At 70.6% G+C, this 17,844-nt stretch carries 15 protein-coding genes and 1 pseudogene; all 16 read left to right on the top strand.

Annotated elements, in window-relative coordinates; translation table 11 throughout:
• Positions 1-24 precede the first annotated feature (24 nt).
• The 16 genes and pseudogenes from ACFHWY_RS14630 to ACFHWY_RS14555 all read left to right on the top strand — a co-directional run bounded on the left by ACFHWY_RS14630 (position 25) and on the right by ACFHWY_RS14555 (position 17,823).
• Positions 25-885 carry an Fpg/Nei family DNA glycosylase gene (locus tag ACFHWY_RS14630; protein WP_416580729.1) on the top strand — a complete coding sequence of 287 codons (861 nt, stop codon included), beginning with the start codon at positions 25-27 and terminating at the stop codon, positions 883-885.
• Between the two features lie 268 nt (positions 886-1,153).
• Positions 1,154-2,725: a sugar transferase gene (locus ACFHWY_RS14625; RefSeq protein WP_416580728.1), complete on the top strand. Its 1,572-nt coding sequence runs from the start codon at positions 1,154-1,156 to the stop codon at positions 2,723-2,725.
• 46 nt (positions 2,726-2,771) lie between these two features.
• A complete protein-coding gene (locus ACFHWY_RS14620) occupies positions 2,772-3,998 on the top strand; it encodes a sensor histidine kinase (protein WP_416580727.1) in 1,227 nt (408 codons plus the stop codon).
• On the top strand, positions 3,995-4,774 hold the full coding sequence (locus tag ACFHWY_RS14615) for a LytR/AlgR family response regulator transcription factor (protein WP_416580726.1): 780 nt from the start codon (positions 3,995-3,997) through the stop codon (positions 4,772-4,774). Before ACFHWY_RS14620 ends, ACFHWY_RS14615 begins: the two co-directional genes overlap by 4 nt.
• A gap of 101 nt (positions 4,775-4,875) precedes the next feature.
• Positions 4,876-5,322 carry a hypothetical protein gene (locus ACFHWY_RS14610; RefSeq protein WP_416580725.1) on the top strand — a complete coding sequence of 149 codons (447 nt, stop codon included), beginning with the start codon at positions 4,876-4,878 and terminating at the stop codon, positions 5,320-5,322.
• Positions 5,323-6,963: a cation acetate symporter gene (locus ACFHWY_RS14605; RefSeq protein WP_416580724.1), complete on the top strand. Its 1,641-nt coding sequence runs from the start codon at positions 5,323-5,325 to the stop codon at positions 6,961-6,963.
• 171 nt (positions 6,964-7,134) lie between these two features.
• On the top strand, positions 7,135-7,899 hold the full coding sequence (locus tag ACFHWY_RS14600) for an ABC transporter ATP-binding protein (protein ID WP_416580723.1): 765 nt from the start codon (positions 7,135-7,137) through the stop codon (positions 7,897-7,899).
• Positions 7,884-9,575, top strand: a complete 1,692-nt coding sequence (locus tag ACFHWY_RS14595; protein ID WP_416580722.1) for an ABC transporter permease — start codon at positions 7,884-7,886, stop codon at positions 9,573-9,575. The genes ACFHWY_RS14600 and ACFHWY_RS14595 overlap by 16 nt, the downstream gene beginning before the upstream one ends.
• A gap of 119 nt (positions 9,576-9,694) precedes the next feature.
• Positions 9,695-10,261: pseudogene (locus ACFHWY_RS14590) on the top strand (flavin reductase family protein); the annotation flags it as partial.
• A gap of 10 nt (positions 10,262-10,271) precedes the next feature.
• The gene (locus ACFHWY_RS14585; protein ID WP_416580721.1) at positions 10,272-11,246 is read left to right on the top strand and encodes an NAD-dependent epimerase/dehydratase family protein; all 975 of its coding nucleotides are present in this window, start codon (positions 10,272-10,274) and stop codon (positions 11,244-11,246) included.
• A gap of 66 nt (positions 11,247-11,312) precedes the next feature.
• The gene (locus ACFHWY_RS14580) at positions 11,313-12,542 is read left to right on the top strand and encodes an LCP family protein (protein ID WP_416580720.1); all 1,230 of its coding nucleotides are present in this window, start codon (positions 11,313-11,315) and stop codon (positions 12,540-12,542) included.
• A gap of 205 nt (positions 12,543-12,747) precedes the next feature.
• Positions 12,748-13,962 (top strand): LCP family protein, encoded by a 1,215-nt coding sequence (locus ACFHWY_RS14575; protein WP_416580719.1) that lies wholly within the window; start codon positions 12,748-12,750, stop codon positions 13,960-13,962.
• A 234-nt stretch (positions 13,963-14,196) separates the two neighbouring features.
• On the top strand, positions 14,197-15,099 hold the full coding sequence (locus tag ACFHWY_RS14570; RefSeq protein ID WP_416580771.1) for an LCP family protein: 903 nt from the start codon (positions 14,197-14,199) through the stop codon (positions 15,097-15,099).
• Between the two features lie 79 nt (positions 15,100-15,178).
• Positions 15,179-15,514, top strand: a complete 336-nt coding sequence (locus tag ACFHWY_RS14565) for a rhodanese-like domain-containing protein (protein ID WP_416580718.1) — start codon at positions 15,179-15,181, stop codon at positions 15,512-15,514.
• An 11-nt stretch (positions 15,515-15,525) separates the two neighbouring features.
• Complete coding sequence (locus tag ACFHWY_RS14560) at positions 15,526-16,317, top strand: glycerophosphodiester phosphodiesterase (protein WP_416580717.1); 792 nt, start codon at positions 15,526-15,528, stop codon at positions 16,315-16,317.
• A gap of 48 nt (positions 16,318-16,365) precedes the next feature.
• Positions 16,366-17,823 (top strand): ATP-binding protein, encoded by a 1,458-nt coding sequence (locus tag ACFHWY_RS14555; RefSeq protein WP_416580716.1) that lies wholly within the window; start codon positions 16,366-16,368, stop codon positions 17,821-17,823.
• Positions 17,824-17,844 lie beyond the last annotated feature (21 nt).

Here is a 17,844-nt window from a genome sequence, read left to right as displayed (position 1 = left end):
CGCACAGACGCTACCGTTAACAGCGTGCCCGAACTACCGGAGGTGGAGGCGCTCGCGGGTTACCTGCGGCAGCGCGCGGTGGGCCGGCGTGTCGACCGCCTGGAGGTCGCCGCGATCAGCGCCCTCAAGACGTACGACCCGGCGCCGACCGCCGTCGCCGGTGCCACGGTGACCGATGCCCGCCGGCACGGCAAGTTCCTCGACGTCGTCTTCGACGGCGGTCTGCACCTGGTGGTCCACCTGGCCCGGGCCGGCTGGTTGCACTACCGGGAGGCGTTCGCGTCGACCGTCCCGTTGCGCCCGGGCAAGGGCCCGATCGCGCTCCGGGTACGCCTCGACGACGGCTCCGGCTTCGACTTGACCGAGGCCGGTACGCAGAAGAAGCTCGCCGCCTACCTGGTGACCCATCCGCAGTCCGTGCCGGGGGTGGCGAAGCTCGGCTCCGACGCCCTCGACGCCGACCTCGCCACCTTCGCCGGTGCGCTTCGTAGCCGCCGTGGGCAGGTCAAGGGGGTGCTCACCGATCAGGGTGTGCTGGCCGGAGTGGGCAACGCGTACTCGGACGAGATCCTGCATGCCGCGAAGCTGTCCCCGTTCGCACTGACCGACCGGCTGACCGACGACCAGATGGCGACCCTGCACGCGGCGACCCGCCGGGTGCTCGGCGACGCGGTGACCCGCTCGCTGGGCCAGCGGGCCGTGGAACTGAAGGGCGAGAAGCGGTCCGGGCTCAAGGTGCACGCCCGAACCGGCCTGCCCTGCCCGGTCTGTGGAGACACCGTCCGGGAGGTCTCGTTCGCCGATTCCAGTCTCCAGTACTGTCCGACCTGCCAGACCGGAGGCAAACCGCTTGCTGACCGACGGTTGTCTCGACTCGTACGGTGAGTGACGCCACCCCTCGACCACGGAGAGGAATCGGACGAGGCGTGCGCAACCGCCAGTCCGGCGGTCTACCCGGGCCGCCATCCATCGGTATAGTGGCTCCGGCCCTGAGCTTACGGATGGCATGGGGCCGGCCAGATCCCAGGCGGAACGTGACCGCCGCGCAATGTCCCTCGGGTCGGCGACTGGAACGGAACTCGCGTGGGAAACTGGAACGGTGGACGACCTGGGCCGTCACGGCGAGTGAACGGTATGGGTCCTGCGGGAGGACATGGGTGAGGTGACGGCAAGCCTCCACCGCCCGGTGACCAACGAAGGCCGGAGCAAACTCGTGCGGCACGTCGACAGCTTCGAGATCCAGCCGCCGAATCCGCCGTCCCCGAACGGCGTACCCCGGTCGGCCTGGGCCCGGGCCCGGCGTCGCGTCTCCCGCTGGCACCGCCCCTACACGGCGATTCTGTTGCTCCTCGACTTCGCGGCGGCGGCCTTCGCCAGCTACACCGCGATTCGCACCTTCGACCAGGCCACCGCCGGCTTCCACGAGGCTCAGAACGACCCGACCTGGTTCTTCACCGTGGCGATCCTGCTGCTCCCGGCGGGCTGGCTGGCCATCCTCTGGTTCAACGGCGCCTACGACCGGCGGTACCTCGGGCTCGGGCCCGAGGAGTTCAAACGGGTGATCCGGGCGGGCGTGACAGTCTGTGCGGCGGTGTCGTTCGTCGCCTTCGCCACCAAGACCGACCTGTCGCGGTTCACCGTCGGCACCGCGCTGCTGCTGGCGCTGCTGCTGATCCTGCTGGGCCGGATCCTGGCCCGCTTCGTGCTACACACCGTGCGGCGCAACATCCAGCAGGCGGCGCACCGGATGGTGCTGGTCGGCACCCTGCCGGAGTGCCTGGAGGTCTACACGGCGGTCACCCGTACCCCAGCCGCCGGGCTGGTGCCGGTCGCCATCCACATCACCGACGGGTACGCGGCGGCCAAGGGCGTGCAGACACCGGTTCCGGTGTACGCGGGCCGCGACGTGCTGGCCCTGGTGCGGGAGGTGGGCGCGGACACCATCGCGGTCTGCGGCTCGGCCAGCGCCGAGCCGGGCGAGCTACGCCGGCTGGCCTGGCAACTGGAGGGCTCCGGCGTCGACCTGGTGGTGGCTCCGCAGCTGACCGACATCGCCGGCCCACGGGTGCACATCCGGCCGATCGAGGGCCTGCCGCTGCTGCACGTCGAGGAGCCGACGCTCTCCGGGCCGGCGTTGCTGGCCAAGAACATGCTGGACCGGGTCGCCGCCGGGCTGGGCCTGCTGGCACTGCTCCCGGTCTTCGCCGCCATCGCCATCGCGATCCGGATCTCCGACCCGGGACCGGTCTTCTTCCGTCAGCCCCGGGTGGGACACGAGGGGCACACGTTCCGGGTGTGGAAGTTCCGGACCATGTATGTCGACGCGGAGGACCGGCTGGCCAGCCTGGTCGACCAGAACGAGACCGACGGCATGCTGTTCAAGATGAGGGAGGACCCGCGGGTCTTCCCGGTGGGACGCTTCCTGCGGGCGTCGTCGTTGGACGAGCTGCCGCAGCTGATCAACGTGCTCAAGGGCGAGATGTCGCTGGTCGGGCCGCGTCCACTGCCCGCCGACGACGGCGACTTCCTGGGGGATGTACGGCGGCGACTGCTGGTCCGTCCCGGGATGACCGGCCTGTGGCAGGTCTCCGGCCGTTCCGACCTGTCCTGGGACGAAGCGGTCCGGCTGGACCTCTACTACGTCGACAACTGGTCGCTGGCATACGACCTGAGCATTCTGTGGCGCACTGTGGGAGTGGTGGTGGCCCGCAAGGGCGCCTACTGACCCCCACCCCTTTCCCAGAGCCGGCGCAACCAGCAGGATCATCGGCGTGGGTGGCAATCTCTCCGCCGTGCTCGGAGTCTTCGCGCTGGTCACCGCGCTGGCTGCCGCACTGTTAGCGGTCGGCCGGCTGCGGGGCCGGCGCGGCATCGCCACCCCCGGGCAGCGGGCCACCTACGAGGTGCTGCACACCGCCGGGCTGGCCGCCGAGCCGCTGCGGGCCGGGCTGAACCCGGCCGGCGCGGCAAAGGCAGCCCGCCACCTGCGCACCCTCGTCGGCGCGGACGGGCTGGCGTTGACCGACGCCGACGATCTGCTCGCCCTCGACGGACGCGGTGCGCACCACGGGGAACAACTCCGGGCCGCGGCCCGCCGGGTGATCGCCTCGGAGCGTTCCACCGTGCTCGGCGAGTCGGAGTTGCCCTGCGACCGGATCGACTGCCCGGTCCGGGGCGCGGTGGTCGCCCCGCTGGGCGGCGCGGAGGGCCGGATCGTCGGCGCGCTGGTCGCCGTCACCGACGGCGCACCGGCGCCGGGCCTGGTGCAGGCCACCCTGGAGACCGCGCACTGGGCGGGCAGCCAACTAGCCCTGGCGGAGCTGGACTCGTCCCGGGAGCGGCTGGCCCGGGCAGAGGTTCGCGCGCTGCGGGCCCAGATCAGCCCGCACTTCATCTACAACGCGCTGACCGCGATCGGCTCGTTCGTCCGGACCGACCCGGAACGGGCACGCGAGCTGATCCTGGAGTTCGCCGAGTTCACCCGGTACTCGTTCCGGGCGCACGGCGAGTTCACCACGCTGGCCGAGGAGCTGCGGTCGATCGACCGCTACCTGACCATCGAAAGGGCCCGATTCGGCGACCGGCTCCAGGTACGGCTACAGATCGCCCCCGAGGTCCTGCCGGTGACCCTGCCGTTCCTCTGCCTCCAGCCGCTCGTCGAGAACGCCGTCCGCCACGGGTTGTCGCGCAAGCCCGGCACAGGCATGGTGAGCATCGAGGCCCGGGACGCGGGCGCTGAATGCCACATAACGGTGGAGGACGACGGAGTGGGGATGGATCCGGCCACGTTGACCGCCGGGATCGCCGAGCTGGCCGGGTCGGCCGGCGACCCGGGTGACGACCCGGGCCAGCACGTCGGTCTCTCGAACGTCGACGAGCGGCTCCGGTCGGTCTTCGGTGACGGCTTCGGCCTGGTCGTCGAGACCGACCTCGGTTCGGGTACGAAAGTGAGCATGCGGGTGCCGAAGTTCCACCCCGGCGTACGGGCGGGTTCATGACCGGCAACGGCGGCCCGGCGGCGCCCGGCTTCCTGCGGGTGCTGGCGGTCGACGACGAGCCACCCGCGCTGGACGAGCTGGCGTACCACCTGCGCGCCGACCCCCGGGTGGCCCGGCTGCACACGGCCGGCGACGCCACCGAGGCGCTGCGGCTGCTCCGCGACGCCGACGTGGACGTGGTCTTCCTGGACATCCGGATGCCGGGCCTGGACGGTATGGAGTTGGCCCGGGTGCTGCGCCGCTTCGCCCGGCCGCCGGCGATCGTGTTCGTCACCGCGTACGACGACGGCGCCGCGGACGCCTTCGACCTGGGCGCCACCGACTACGTTCGCAAGCCGGTACGCCCGGAGCGGCTGGCCGAGGCGCTGCGCCGGGTGGTCGGCTCGCGGGTCGTACCGACCCACCCGGCCGCGCTGGCCCGGGCCGAGGAGGATCCGACGATCCCGGTCGAACTCGCCGGCACCACCCGGATGCTGCCCCGCTCGGCCGTGCGCTGGGTGGAGGCGCAGGGCGACTACGCGCGGCTGCACACCGCCGAGGGCTCGCACCTCGTGCGGGTCTCCCTGGCGACGCTCGCCGAACGGTGGGCCGACGCGGGGTTCGCCCGGATCCACCGGTCCTACCTGGTGCAGCTGAGGTTGATCGCCGAGCTGCGGCTGGTCAACTCCGGGTACGTGGTCGTGGTCGACGGCACCGAGTTGCCGGTGAGTCGCCGGCACACCCGGGAGCTCAAGGACAAGCTGGTCCGGGCCGCGAAGCAGGAGTGGAGCCGCTGATCGGACAGACTCGTCCACCGGCTTTCCACAGCCCCGACGCGTTGTCCACAAGTTGTCCACAGCCCTCTTGACATTCGCGTCGGGCGGACAAGACTGCCGGGATGGCCGCCGAGGATGTACCGCCGGCACCCCGCCGACCCGAACCGACCCGGGCCGCCGACGAACCCGACCGGCCAGCACCGCACGCACGTACCCGGGTGGTGCTGGCAGAGGCGTCCCGCCGGCAGCACCGGGCCGCAGAGGCACACACCGAGCTGACCCAGCAGACCCGGGTGGGCGAAGCGCTCGTGCGTGGCCTGGTCCGCGCCCAACTTGCCCTGGCCCTGCAACTGTCGGCGGTGGTGATGGTCGGGTTGGGCGGCCTGCCCTGGCTGTTCGCCATCGCCCCCGCAGTGGGCCGGATGACCGTGCTCGGGGTCAACCTGCCGTGGCTGCTGCTCGGGGCGCTCTCCTTTCCGTTCCTGGTCGCCGTCGGCTGGACGTACGTGCGGCTGGCCGAACGCAACGAGCAGGACTTCACCGACCTGGTCCAGCGGCCGGAGCACTGAGTGGGCAACGACCTAGTCGTACCGGCGATCGTGACGGTCACCCTCGTCACCCTCGCGATCGGCTTCTACGGACTACGGCTGGCCCGCACCACCTCCGATTTCCTGGTCGCCTCCCGAGTGGTCAGCCCGACCTGGAACGCCGCCGCGATCGGTGGCGAATACCTCTCGGCGGCGAGCTTCCTCGGTGTCGCCGGGCTGATCCTCAAGTACGGCGTCGACGTGCTCTGGTACCCGGTCGGCTTCGCCGCCGGCTACCTGGCCCTGCTGCTGTTCGTGGCCGCGCCGCTGCGCCGGTCCGGCGCGTTCACGCTGCCCGACTTCTGCGAGCTGCGGCTGGGCTCGCGCCGGCTGCGAACGCTGGCCACCATCTTCGTGATCTTCATCGGCTGGCTCTACCTGGTACCGCAGTTGCAGGGCGCCGGCCTGACGCTGGCCACCCTGGCCGGCGCGCCGTACCCGGTGGGTGCTCTGGTGGTGGCCGCGGTGGTGACCGCCAACGTGGCGCTGGGCGGGATGCGGGCGGTCACCTTCGTCCAGGCGTTCCAGTACTGGCTGAAACTGACCGCACTCGCCGTACCCGCGATCTTCCTCGCCCTGCAGTGGCAGTCCGACGGGCGACCGCCGGTGACCCCGCCCGACGGGCCGACGTTCCGCACGGCGACCACCGTCGTGGTCGAGCACCGCGCGGTCCTCACCCTGCCCGACGGGCAGACCCTGGCGGTACGCCCCGGCGACGAGCTGAGCTTCGCCGAGGGTGAACCGGTGCCGGAGGTGTCCGGGGTGGCAACGGGCGCCACCGACTGGCTGCTGCCCAGCGCCGCAGGCTCCGACGACCGGGGACTGTTCGCCACGTACTCCCTGATCCTGGCCACCTTCCTGGGCACCATGGGGCTGCCGCACGTACTGGTCCGGTTCTATACCAATCCCGACGGCGCGGCGGCCCGCCGCACCACTCTGGTGGTGCTGGCGCTGGTCGGCGTCTTCTACCTGCTGCCCACGATCTACGGCGTGCTGGGCCGGATCTACACCCCCCAACTGTTGGTCAGCGGCCAGACCGACGCGGTGGTGGTGCTGCTGCCCGAGGCGGCGCTCGGCGCCGGAACCACCGGCCGCCTGCTGGCCGCCCTGGTCGCCGCCGGGGCGTTCGCGGCTTTCCTGTCCACCTCGTCCGGGCTGCTCACCAGCGTCGCCGGGGTGATCTCCACGGATGTGCTCGGCCGCGGATCGGTACGCGGCTTCCGGCTGGCCACGGTGATCGCCGGCGTGGTGCCGACGGTGCTCGCGCTGAACGTTTCAGGCTTGGACGTCTCCCAGGTCGTCGGGCTGGCGTTCGCCGTCGCCGCGTCCAGCTTCTGCCCGCTACTGGTGCTCGGCATCTGGTGGCGAGGACTCACCGACGCCGGCGCCGCCGCCGGGATCCTGGTCGGCGGCGGGGCCGCCGTCACCTCGGTGCTGATCACCGTGCTCGGCCCGCCACTGACCGGCTGGCCAGCCACGCTCACCGCCCAACCTGCCGCCTGGACGGTACCGCTGGCCTTCACGGTGATGTTCGCGGTCTCCCTGGCCACCCGCCGCCGTTCCCCCGCCGACGTCGGCCGCACCATGCTCCGCCTACACGCCCCCGACGCCCTCCGCCTGTAGGGAGGCCCCTATTGACGCCTGAGGTAGTAGAAGGGGCCCCCGGTCAACACGACGGGAGCCGGCATACACGACGGTAAGCCGGCCCGATCGTGGGCATCCGCCTCGGGGATGACCTGCGGATCGTCCGCTGGTGGGGCGGCATGCTGGGCGCGACCGGATACGGTCGGGCCCATGACTGGTGAACACCCGGCGCTGACGCTGCGCGGTCTGTCCAAGAACTTCGACGGCAGGATCGCGGTAGCCGGGTTGGACCTGGACGTGCCGGCCGGCTCCTTCTACGGGCTGCTCGGTCCGAACGGTGCGGGCAAGACCACCACCCTGTCGATGGCGGTCGGGCTGCTGCGACCGGACACCGGGACCGCCTGGGTGCTCGGGCACGACGTGTGGGCCGACCCTGTCGCCGCCAAGCAACTGCTCGGCGTCATGCCGGACGGGGTACGTCTCTTCGACCGGCTCACCGGGGGCGAACTGCTCGCGTACCACGGTCTGCTGCGCGGCATGGAGCCGACGGTGGTCGACCAGCGGGCGGCGGAACTTCTCGACGTGCTCGCACTCGCCGACGCCGGCCGCACCCTGGTGGTCGACTACTCGGCGGGCATGAGGAAGAAGATCGGGCTCGCCTGCGCGCTGCTGCACGGCCCCCGGCTGCTGGTGCTGGACGAACCGTTCGAGGCGGTCGACCCGGTCTCGGCGGCGCTGATCCGGGACATTCTGCAACGGTACGTCGGCGGCGGCGGAACGGTGGTCTTCTCCAGTCACGTCATGGAGGTCGTGCAACGCCTCTGCTCGCACGTGGCCATCCTCGCCGACGGCACCATCAAGCGGGTCGGCACGCTGGAGGAGGTACGCGGCGACCGCCTCTTGGAGGACGTCTTCGTCGAGGTGGTCGGCGGGCGCACCGCGACCGGCGAGGAGTTGGCGTGGCTGTCCCGGTGAACGCCCCGGCGAACCCGGTGCGGCCCGTCTTGACGCGGCACTTCGTCCGGCTCAAGCTGCGGGTGACGGGCAACAACTTCCGCGGGCAGAGCTGGCGGGTCGCGCTGTACCTGGTCGGTTCCCTCGTCGGGCTGTGGTTCGCGGTCGGTGCCTTCTTCGGTCTGGCCGCACCCGGACTGGCTGGCGAGGACCGGTACGCGTTGCTGGTCGCCGCGTTCGCCGGCGGGCTGACCGTACTCGGCTGGCTGCTGCTGCCCCTGGTCTTCTTCGGCGTCGACGAGACGCTCGACCCGGCCCGCTTCGCGCTGCTGCCGCTGTCCCGGCGCGCCCTCGTCACCGGGCTGTTCGCGGCGGCGTTGGTGAGCGTGCCCACGGTCGTGATGCTGCTGGCGCTCTCCGGGCTTGTCGTCACCGCCGGGATCTTCGGCGGCTGGTCCGCCGCCGCCGTCGCCACCATCGGGGTGATTCTCGGCCTGCTCCTGTGTGTCGCTGCGGCGCGGGCGGTGACCAGCGCCTTCGCCACGATGCTCCGATCCCGTCGGGTACGCGACCTGGCCGCCGTCCTGCTCGCGGTGGCCGCCGCACTGCTCGGGCCTCTGCAGATTTTCGGCCTGGCCGCGATCCTGGACGCCGACTGGGACCGGCTGGCCGGGGTGGCGACGGTGATCGGCTGGACCCCTTTCGGCGCTCCGTGGACCGCCGGCATCGACGTGGCCCAGGGCCGGGTATGGGCCGCGCCGCTCAAGCTACTGATCACCGCGGTGACGATCGTCGCGCTGCTGCTCTGGTGGTCGCGTTCACTGGAGTCGGCGATGGTCGGCGCGGCAAACTCCGGGTCGGCTCGGGCCAGGCCCGAGCCGACCGGAGGGGTGGTGACCCAACTCTTCCCCCGGGCAGCCGGCTGGCTGCGTCGGGACCGGTTCGGGGCGCTGGTCGCCCGGGAGGCCCGCTATTGGTGGCGGGACGCTAGACGACGCGCGAACCTGATCACCATTGCGGTAGTCGGACTCTTCGTACCGGTGATGGTCAACCTGGGTGGCCAGGGCTTCACGATCGACAGCGAGCAGGGCTTCACCTCCGCCGGCGGTTCGTCGCCGGTGCTGGTCAGCCTCTCCATGCTCTTCGTCGGGCTGCTCGCCGCGGTGACGCTGGCCAACCAGTTCGGCTTCGACGGCAGCGCGTACGCCGCGAACGTGGTGGCCGGTGTGCCCGGCCGCGTGGAGCTGCGCGCCCGGATGGTCGCTTTCTCCCTGTACGTGTTGCCCATGCTGGCGGTGGTCGCAGTGGTGATCGCGCTGGTGCTCGGCGAACCGGCCTGGATCGGGTTCATGATGGGCACGCTGCTCGCCACCTACGGCGCCGGGCTGGCGGTCAACTCGTTCGTGTCGGTGCTCGGCGGGTACGCGCTGCCGGAAACGAGCAATCCGTTCGCGATGAACAGCGGCGCCGGCATGGTCAAGGGGCTGCTGACCCTGGTGGCCATGCTCGCCACCGCCGCGATCGCCGTGCCGGTGGGGGTGGCCGCCGCGCTTCTTGGCGACGCCTGGCTGTGGCTGGGCCCGCCGCTGGGCGCCGCGTACGGTGTCGGCGCTGCGCTGCTCGGCGCGTATCTGGCTGGCGACGTGCTGGATCGCCGACTACCCGAACTCCTGGCGACGGTCACCCCCCGCCGCTGACACCGAAGCGTGTGGTGCCGATCGGGCGCCCACTTCTCCTGGTCGACCGCTCGTTCCGGCGGCCCGACTCGCCGTTCCACGAGCCGGTCTGTGGCCCGGAGTCGGCCGAGCGGGTCACAATGTTTCACGTGAATCATGAGTCGGGTGCCCAGATCCACCACAGCGACCCGTTCGCAGTGCCGGCGGGCCAACGATCGCCCGTACGCCGGTTCCGGGGTCGGCTCGCCGCGCCGGTGACGCTCTGGACGGCGCCCGGCCCGGCCGGGCTGACCGTGTCCTCGACCCTGGTGGCCGACGGGGAGCCGGGCCGGCTGCTCGGCCTGATCGACGCGGAGTCGGAGCTGTGGGCGGCGGTGGAGGAGGCTGACCGGTTCGCCGTGACGCCGCTCGGCCCGCCGCACCGGCAACTCGCCGACCGGTTCGCCGGTCTCTTCCCGTCGCCCGGCGGTCTGTTCGCCACCGGCACCTGGACCGACACCCCGTACGGGCCGGTACCCGAAGACGGCGGCGGCTGGGCCGGCTGCCGGCTCGACGGCGCGCGGGAGTACGGCTGGGGCCTACTCGTCGAGGCCACCATCGAACGGGTGGAGCTGGGTACGGAGGCCGGGCCGCTGCTGCACCACCGGGGCCGCTACCGCGAACTGACCGGAGCGCCGCTGAGAGATCAAGGCAATCTGTCCTTATAAGGTGACCGGTATGAAGGTTGAGCAGCGTTTCGGTCCCGGTCACCGCATCCTGGTCACCGGCGGTGCCGGCTTTGTCCCATCGCATCTGGTGGACTCCCTGATCGGACGCGGCTGCACGGTCGTCGTGCTCGACAACTTCGTCACCGGGGCGAAGGAGAACATCGCCCACCTGCTCGACATACCGACCTTCACCCTGGTGGAGGCCGATGTCTCCGACGGGCTGCCCGCCCATCCGGCCCTGGCCGAGCGGTTCGACGCGATTCTGCACATGGCCTCCCCGGCGAGCCCGACCGACTTCGAGAAGCTGCCGGTGGAGATTCTGCGGGTGGGCTCGGTGGCGACGCTGCACCTGCTGGAGCGGGCGACCGTCGACGGCGCCCGATTCCTGCTGGCCTCCACCTCCGAGGCGTACGGCGACCCGAAGGAGCACCCGCAACGGGAGACGTACTGGGGCAACGTCAACCCGGTCGGCATTCGCAGCGTGTACGACGAGGCCAAGCGTTTCTCGGAGGCCGCGACGATGGCGTACCGCCGCAGTCGGGGTGTCGACACCGCGATCGTGCGCATCTTCAATACCTACGGGCCGCGGATGCGCCCGGATGACGGCCGCGCGATTCCGACCTTCGTCTCCCAGGCGCTGCGCGGGGAGCCGATCACCGTGCACGGCACCGGCGACCAGACCCGCTCGATCTGCTACGTGGCGGATCTCGTCCGGGGCATCCTGCTGCTGCTGGACTCGACCGAGAGCGGGCCGGTGAACTGCGGCACCGAGCACGAGATGAGCATGCGGGAACTGGCGGAGACGATCATCTCGCTCTGCGAAAGCAAGTCCGAGGTGACCTATGTCACCCGCGCTGCGGACGATCCGGAGATGCGCCGACCCGATCTCACCCTGGCCCGCGCAGCGCTCGGATATGAGCCCGCCGTCACGCCGGAGGTGGGCCTGCAACGCACGATCGAACACTTCCGGGGCCGGATGGGGTAGCGGCCGGCGACATGGTGTGTTTGCCGCTCAGGGCGACACTGGCCGAGGCTGCGTACCCTGAGTTACATGTCAGCGAGTATCTCCGCCGCACTGCCGGCCATCCACCTGCGCCGCAACGCCGGGCGCGCGGCGGTGCCCGGTTCCGGGCGGGGCGGTGGCCGGGCCGTCCAGCCGAGCGAGACACGGCGGCAGCCCGGGTATCACGACGAGCCAACCCCGCCGCGCGGCTCTGGCGGCCCGCGCGGGCCGGTGGGACCGGGCCGACCCGGTGACGGTTCACCGCTGCGGGGGCCACGCCCGCGCTGGCGTCGCATCGCCCTGGTCGCCGGCGTCGCCGTGCTGGCGCTGGCGCTGATCTTCGGCACCGGCGCCTGGTTCTACGCCCGCAGTCTCGACAACAACATGGCCCGGACCGACCCGTTCTCGGAGATCACCGATGGCCGGCCGGCCAGGGCTGCGGACGGCGCGCTGAACATCCTGATGGTTGGCACCGACTCGCGGGATCCGGACGCTCCGATGGACCGGCCGGGCGAGTGGCGCGCCGACACGATCATCGTCATGCACATTCCCGCCGACCACTCTCGGGCGTACCTCGTCTCCATCCCCCGGGACCTGCACGTGCCGATCCCCGAGAGTGCCGGCGCCGGGTGTGAGACCGGCCAGCGTCGCAAGATCAACGCTGCGTTCGCGTTCGGCGGTCTCCCGCTGGCGGTACGCACTGTCGAGTGCTTCACCGACGTGCACATCGACCACGTGATGGCGATCGACTTCGCCGGGTTCAGGCAGGTCACCGACGCGCTCGGCGGGGTCGACCTTGAGGTGGAGCGGACGATCACCTCGATACACAAGCCGTACCGGGAGTTCGTAAAGGGCACCAATCACATGAACGGCGCCGAGGCGCTGGACTGGATCCGCCAGCGCAAGCAGTTCCCGGACGGCGACTTCGCGCGGATGCGCCACCAGCAGGAGTTCCTGCGGGCGCTGATGGACAAGGGTGCCAGCACCGGCACGTTGACCAACCCGAAGAAGCTCAATGACTTTCTCCGGTCGGTCACCGACGCCGTCACGGTGGATCAGGGCTTCTCGTTGACCGACATGGCCGTGCAGTTCCGCAATCTGCGCGGCGAGAACCTGACCTTCGTCACCAGTCCGCACCTGGGCAGCCGGACCATCGGCGGCGAGTCGGTGGTCGTCTCCGACCGGGAGAACGCGCTTGCCATGTACCGGGCCATGTCCGGGGACACGATGACCGAGTGGGTGAAGGCAAACAGGCAGTCGGGCACCGGCAACGGCTGAGTACCGAGGTTGACCGGCGGCGGTTCCCGAGACTGCGGGCCGCCGCCGTTCCAGCTGAAGGTCTCCTGTGAGCCAACCGCCGACCGTCCACCATGAACTGTACGTTCGGCCATTCCAGCAGGATGACGCGGCGAAGTACGCGAGCTGGCCGCCACACGAACTCGCCACCACGGGAATGCGTACGTAAAGTGTTGCCGCCCCCTCAATGCGAACACGAGCTGGAGCACGAATGCCGCCGGTTCAAAGCCCCCCCCTGCTCGAACCGCCCCGCGTGGCCGCCACTGTTCCTCCCAGCGGCAATGCCTCCGCCAAGCCGGGGAAGAAGGGGCGCACCCGACGCAAGGACCCACTCTGGGCCCGGCTCACCGTGATCTTCGGTGCTGCCTTGATGATGAGCAGCGGCCTGGCCATCGTCGGCAGTAAGGCGGTGATCAGTCAGGCGACCGGCAACATCTCCCAGCGCAACCTGCTCGGCGGCGCGGGCAAGACGAGCGCGGAGGGCGGCGCGGACCTCAAGGGCCCGATCGACATGCTGCTGCTGGGCGTGGACGCCCGGGAGCGGTGGGCCGCCGACGACGTACGGGCCGACAGCATCATCGTGCTGCACATCCCGGCCACTCACGACCAGGCGTACCTGATCTCGATCCCCCGTGACACCGAGGCACGGATACCGGCCTTCTCCGAGACCGGCTACCGGGGCGGCGTAGAGAAGATCAACGCAGCCTTCCAGGCGGGTGCCCAGAATGGCGGCGGCTGGGAGGGCGGCGCCCAGTTGATGGCGCAGACCATCAAGGGCATGACCGGCGTCAGCTTCGACGGCGCGGCGATCATCAACTTCGGCGGCTTCAAGAACGTCATCGACGCTCTCGGCTCGGTGCGCATCTGCCCGAAGCAGGAGGTCAAGTCGATCCACATGTCGTACGTCGACGGCGAGCCGATGTGGAACGCCGACGCCAAGAAGACCGGCAAGACCAGGACCCCGGTGGTGCACAAGAAGGGCTGCCAGGAGATGGAGGGCTGGGCCGCGCTCGACTTCTCCCGCCAGCGGTACGGTCTGAAGAACAGCGACTACGACCGCCAGCAGAACCAGCAGCAGCTGATCAAGGCGATGGCGAAGAAGGCCACCCAGGAGGGCACCCTGACCAACCTGGGCAAGCTGAACGGGCTCATCAAGGCCGCCGGAAAGGCGTTCATCCTGGACACCGGCAGTGTGCCGGTGGCGGACTTCGTCTTCACCATGCGCGGGGTCACCGGCAACGAGTTGATCATGCTGAAGACCAACAGCGGCACGTACAACGGCAACGACAACGGCACCGAGGCGCTCAGCGAGCAGACCCTGGACATGTTCCGCGCGGTCAGGCAGGACAAGCTGGCGGAGTTCGTCTTCTACAACCCCGAGGTCATCTCCTCCCGGAAGTGACCCGTCACGGCCAGCGGATGTCAAAGAAACGTCGTCACCCTCGGTGAGCTTTCCGTAGCCTGAAATGAGCAGGTTTCATATCTGCGACGGGGGGACGTCACGGCCAGGAGGGCGCGCGAGGACGCGAAGCGGACACCGGACGGTGGACCCGGGCGTCCGCGCTGGCCCCGCGTGCTGCTCGGCATCGGGCTGGCGGTGGTACTGCTCGCCGCCGCCGCCGTGGTCGGCCTGCGGATGCTCGCAGACCGGTACGAGCGCACGATGGCCCGGGAGCACCTGCTCGACCCGAGCGCCCGCGCCGACCGCACCGACCTCGACGGTCCCCTCAACTATCTACTCGTCGGCTCGGATCGGCGACCCGGTGACAGCAGCGCAGAGCAGCGCACCGACACCATCCTGATCGTGCACGTACCGAAGGGCCTGCGCGAGGGCTACCTGATCTCCGTGCCGCGCGACCTGCTGGTCGCCATTCCACCCGGCGGCGGCTACCCGGGCGGCGAGGACAGGATCAACACCGCCTACGAGTACGGCGGCGGCGGTCAGGCCGGCGCGCACCTGCTCTCGGCCACCCTGAACCGACTCACCGGAATCCGCTTCGACGGTGCCGCCCTGGTCGACTTCGCCGGCCTCCGCAGCGTGATCGACCTGCTCGGCGGGGTGAACATGTGCGTACGGGACGAGGTGCGCTCGATCCACACCGACCGCATCTTCCACCCTGGCTGCCAGCGGATGGGCGGCGCACAGGCGCTGGACTACGTACGCCAACGCTACGACCTGCCCGGTGGCGACTACGACCGGCAGACCCATCAGCAGCAGTTGCTGGGGGCAATGCTCGAACGCGCCAGCGAGACCCGGTTGCGCACCGACCCCGTACAGGTCCACCGGCTGATCCAGGCCGTCGGGAAGTCACTGACCATGGACACCAACGGGGTACCGGTAAAGGATCTGCTGCTCGCACTGCACGGTCTCGCCACCGACGGGTTGCGCGGTGTGCAGGTGCCGTCCTACCCGCAGACCATCGACGAGGTTTCCTACGTCCGCCTGGACAACGGGGGAGATGGCCTGTTCGAGGCGGTACGCGGCACGCACATGTCGCAGTGGGCCGGCGCCCATCCCCGCTGGGTCACCAGAATCTGACCCGCCCGCAAGGGACTCTCCCGCGACGCCGCCATCCGGTCGCCGGGAGCACCGCGACGAGGTCCTAGGCTTGGTACCCGTGTTCGGACCTCAGATACCCACCGTGACCATTTCCGAGATCACCGATGAGACCTACCTGCTCGACATCCGGGAAGACGACGAGTGGGCCGCCGGACACGCGCCCGGCGCACACCACCTGCCGATGATGGAACTGCCGGCCCGTCTGGCCGAGGTACCGACCGACCGGGACGTGGCCGTCATCTGCCGATCCGGCGGGCGCTCCGCCCAGGTGGTCGCGTACCTCCTGCGCAACGGCTGGGAGCAGGTGCACAACGTGGCGGGCGGGATGGGTGACTGGGACGCCGCCGGGCGGCCGGTGACCGGCTCCGACGGGCGACCCGGCCGGGTCCTGTAGGACCGACGGCGATGGACGGACCCCTCGTCTTCGCGCACCGGGGCGCGTCGTACGACCTGCCGGAACACACCCTCGCCGCGTACCTGCGCGCCCTCGACGAGGGCGCCGACGGGCTGGAGTGCGATGTCCGGCTGACCCGCGACGGGCACCTCGTCTGCGTACACGACCGACGGCTCGACCGGACCAGCAACGGCCGCGGGCTGGTCAGTGCCCGAAGCCTGGCCGAACTGGAACAGCTGGACTTCGGCTCCTGGCACCCGGGCGGCACACCGGCCGAGGGCGACGAGGTGCTCGACGACTCGCACACCCGCCTGCTCACCTTCGAACGCCTGCTGCAGGCCGTACTCGCCGCCGGCCGGTCCGTCCGGTTGCTGGTGGAGACGAAACACCCGTCCCGGTACGCCGGTGATGTGGAGCGCAAGCTGGTCGCCCTGCTGCGCCGGTACGACCTGGCCGAACCACGCCCCGGCGCCCGGGTACGGGTCACCGTGATGTCCTTTTCCGCGCTGGCCGTACGCCGGATGCGGACGCTGGCACCCGCGCTGCCGACGGTACTGCTGCTGGAGCTGCTGCCCCGCTGGATGCGGCTGGGTCGGTTGCCGTTCGGCGCCGTCATCGCCGGGCCGGGCATCGCGCTGGTGCGGGCCCGCCCCACGCTGGTGCCGGCACTGCGGGCGGCCGGCATCCAGGTATACGTCTGGACCGTGAACGAGCCGGCCGACCTCGACCTCGTGCTGGCCGCCGGGGTGGACGGCGTGATCACCGACCGTCCGGCGCAGGCCCTGAACCGGTTGGGTCGGTGAGACCGCCCGGGGGTGCCCGGGACGTGGACGGCGGTGCACACTCGGGTCATGCCGGACCGTACCGACTACTCGGCTCTCATCGCCGGACAGACCACTGTCATCGACTTGATCAACTCCGGTGAGGCGGGTCTGCCGATCCTTAACCAGCTGCTCCGGATGGCCCAACCGGCGCTCGGGGCGGCAGGGATGGCGTTCGTGGAGTTCGCACCCAGCGGCGGCCGGGTGATCGCCGCCACCGGGGCCGCCGAATGGACCGTCGGCCGGCCACTGCCGGCAAACGACCCGGTCACCGTCTGCCTGCTGGCCGGTCCCCGGGTGCAGTGTGTACGGACCGACAAGTTCACCAACCAGCTCGCCACCGAGTTGTCCGATCGTGGTCTGCGGCGAATGGTCGTCTGCCGGGCCGAGATCGGCGGTCACGCCGTCGGCAGCCTGCACGCCCTGTATCGAGCCGGTGACGAAGAGCCCAGCCCCGAGCAACGCGAGGTGGTCAACTACCTCGGGTCATGCATCGCCCACATGTACGGCGACCAGAGCGGCCTGCCGGTGCACGGCGACGGCCCGGTGGTGGCGGCCCTCGCCGACGGACTGGCCGTGGTCGACCGGGACGCCCACGTCCGACTCTGGAACCCGGCCGCCGCCGAGGTGACCGGGCGCCCGTTCGCCGAGGCGATCAACCAGCCGCTGCCGTTTCCGCTTCCACCGTCCGGGCAGGTCCTCGATCACCGACTACCGGACGGGCGCTGGCTGCGGATCACCTCGGGCGAGTTGCCCAGCCCCGGCGGTCTCCGGGTGGTCACCTTCCGGGACATCAGCGACCAGCAACGCCACGACCACGAACGGGACCTGTTCGTCGCGGTCACCAGCCACGAACTACGCACCCCGGTGACCGTCATCAAGGGGTACGCCGACACCCTCACCGACCACTGGGAGTCGCTCAGCGAGCCCGAACGGCGACAGGCGGCCCGGGTCATCGGCCAACGGGCCAACGAACTGGCCCGGCTGCTCGACCGGCTGCTCTCCTCGGCGGCCGAACAGTGGCCGGGCGACGGGCCGCCCGTTCCGTTCGACCTGACCGGGACGCTGCGGGCGGCGGTCTCCGAACTGCCTACGGAGTTGCGCCGCCGAACCACCCTCCACCTGCCGGCCGAACTACCCAGGGCGGTGGGACACCGGCAGAGCCTGGCCACCGTGCTGACCGAACTGGTCACCAATGCCGGCAAGTACTCCCAACCCGGCTCAAAGATCGACATCAGCACGGGCGCAGACGGCCAGACCGTCTGCTTCAGGGTCAGCGACCGTGGCATCGGGGTCCGCCCGGAGCACGTCGAACGGGCCTTCGACCAGTTCTGGCAGGGCGACTCCGGAGACCGGCGTCGCTATCCCGGCACCGGTCTCGGTCTCTATCTCGTCCGCCGGATCGTTGAACAGCAGAATGGCTGGGTATTCCTTCGGCCGAGGACAGGTGGCGGTACGGTCGCTGAGGTACGGCTGCCCCGCTGGTGACGGTGCGGATCACCGGGGCGG

Source organism: Micromonospora sp. LOL_024, assembly GCF_048060415.1.
Taxonomy (GTDB): domain Bacteria; phylum Actinomycetota; class Actinomycetes; order Mycobacteriales; family Micromonosporaceae; genus Micromonospora.
This window is presented reverse-complemented; position numbering and strand designations above follow the sequence as displayed.

Bases quoted from the DNA above. Each gene is read 5' to 3' on its own strand.
- ACFHWY_RS14625 (WP_416580728.1), top strand. From the start codon at position 1,154: ATGGGTGAGGTGACGGCAAGCCTCCACCGCCCGGTGACCAACGAAGGC.
- ACFHWY_RS14600 (WP_416580723.1), top strand. From the start codon at position 7,135: ATGACTGGTGAACACCCGGCGCTGACGCTGCGCGGTCTGTCCAAGAAC.
- ACFHWY_RS14580 (WP_416580720.1), top strand. From the start codon at position 11,313: ATGTCAGCGAGTATCTCCGCCGCACTGCCGGCCATCCACCTGCGCCGC.
- ACFHWY_RS14555 (WP_416580716.1), top strand. From the start codon at position 16,366: ATGCCGGACCGTACCGACTACTCGGCTCTCATCGCCGGACAGACCACT.
- ACFHWY_RS14610 (WP_416580725.1), top strand. From the start codon at position 4,876: ATGGCCGCCGAGGATGTACCGCCGGCACCCCGCCGACCCGAACCGACC.
- ACFHWY_RS14615 (WP_416580726.1), top strand. From the start codon at position 3,995: ATGACCGGCAACGGCGGCCCGGCGGCGCCCGGCTTCCTGCGGGTGCTG.
- ACFHWY_RS14575 (WP_416580719.1), top strand. From the start codon at position 12,748: ATGCGAACACGAGCTGGAGCACGAATGCCGCCGGTTCAAAGCCCCCCC.
- ACFHWY_RS14570 (WP_416580771.1), top strand. From the start codon at position 14,197: ATGCTCGCAGACCGGTACGAGCGCACGATGGCCCGGGAGCACCTGCTC.
- ACFHWY_RS14585 (WP_416580721.1), top strand. From the start codon at position 10,272: ATGAAGGTTGAGCAGCGTTTCGGTCCCGGTCACCGCATCCTGGTCACC.
- ACFHWY_RS14560 (WP_416580717.1), top strand. From the start codon at position 15,526: ATGGACGGACCCCTCGTCTTCGCGCACCGGGGCGCGTCGTACGACCTG.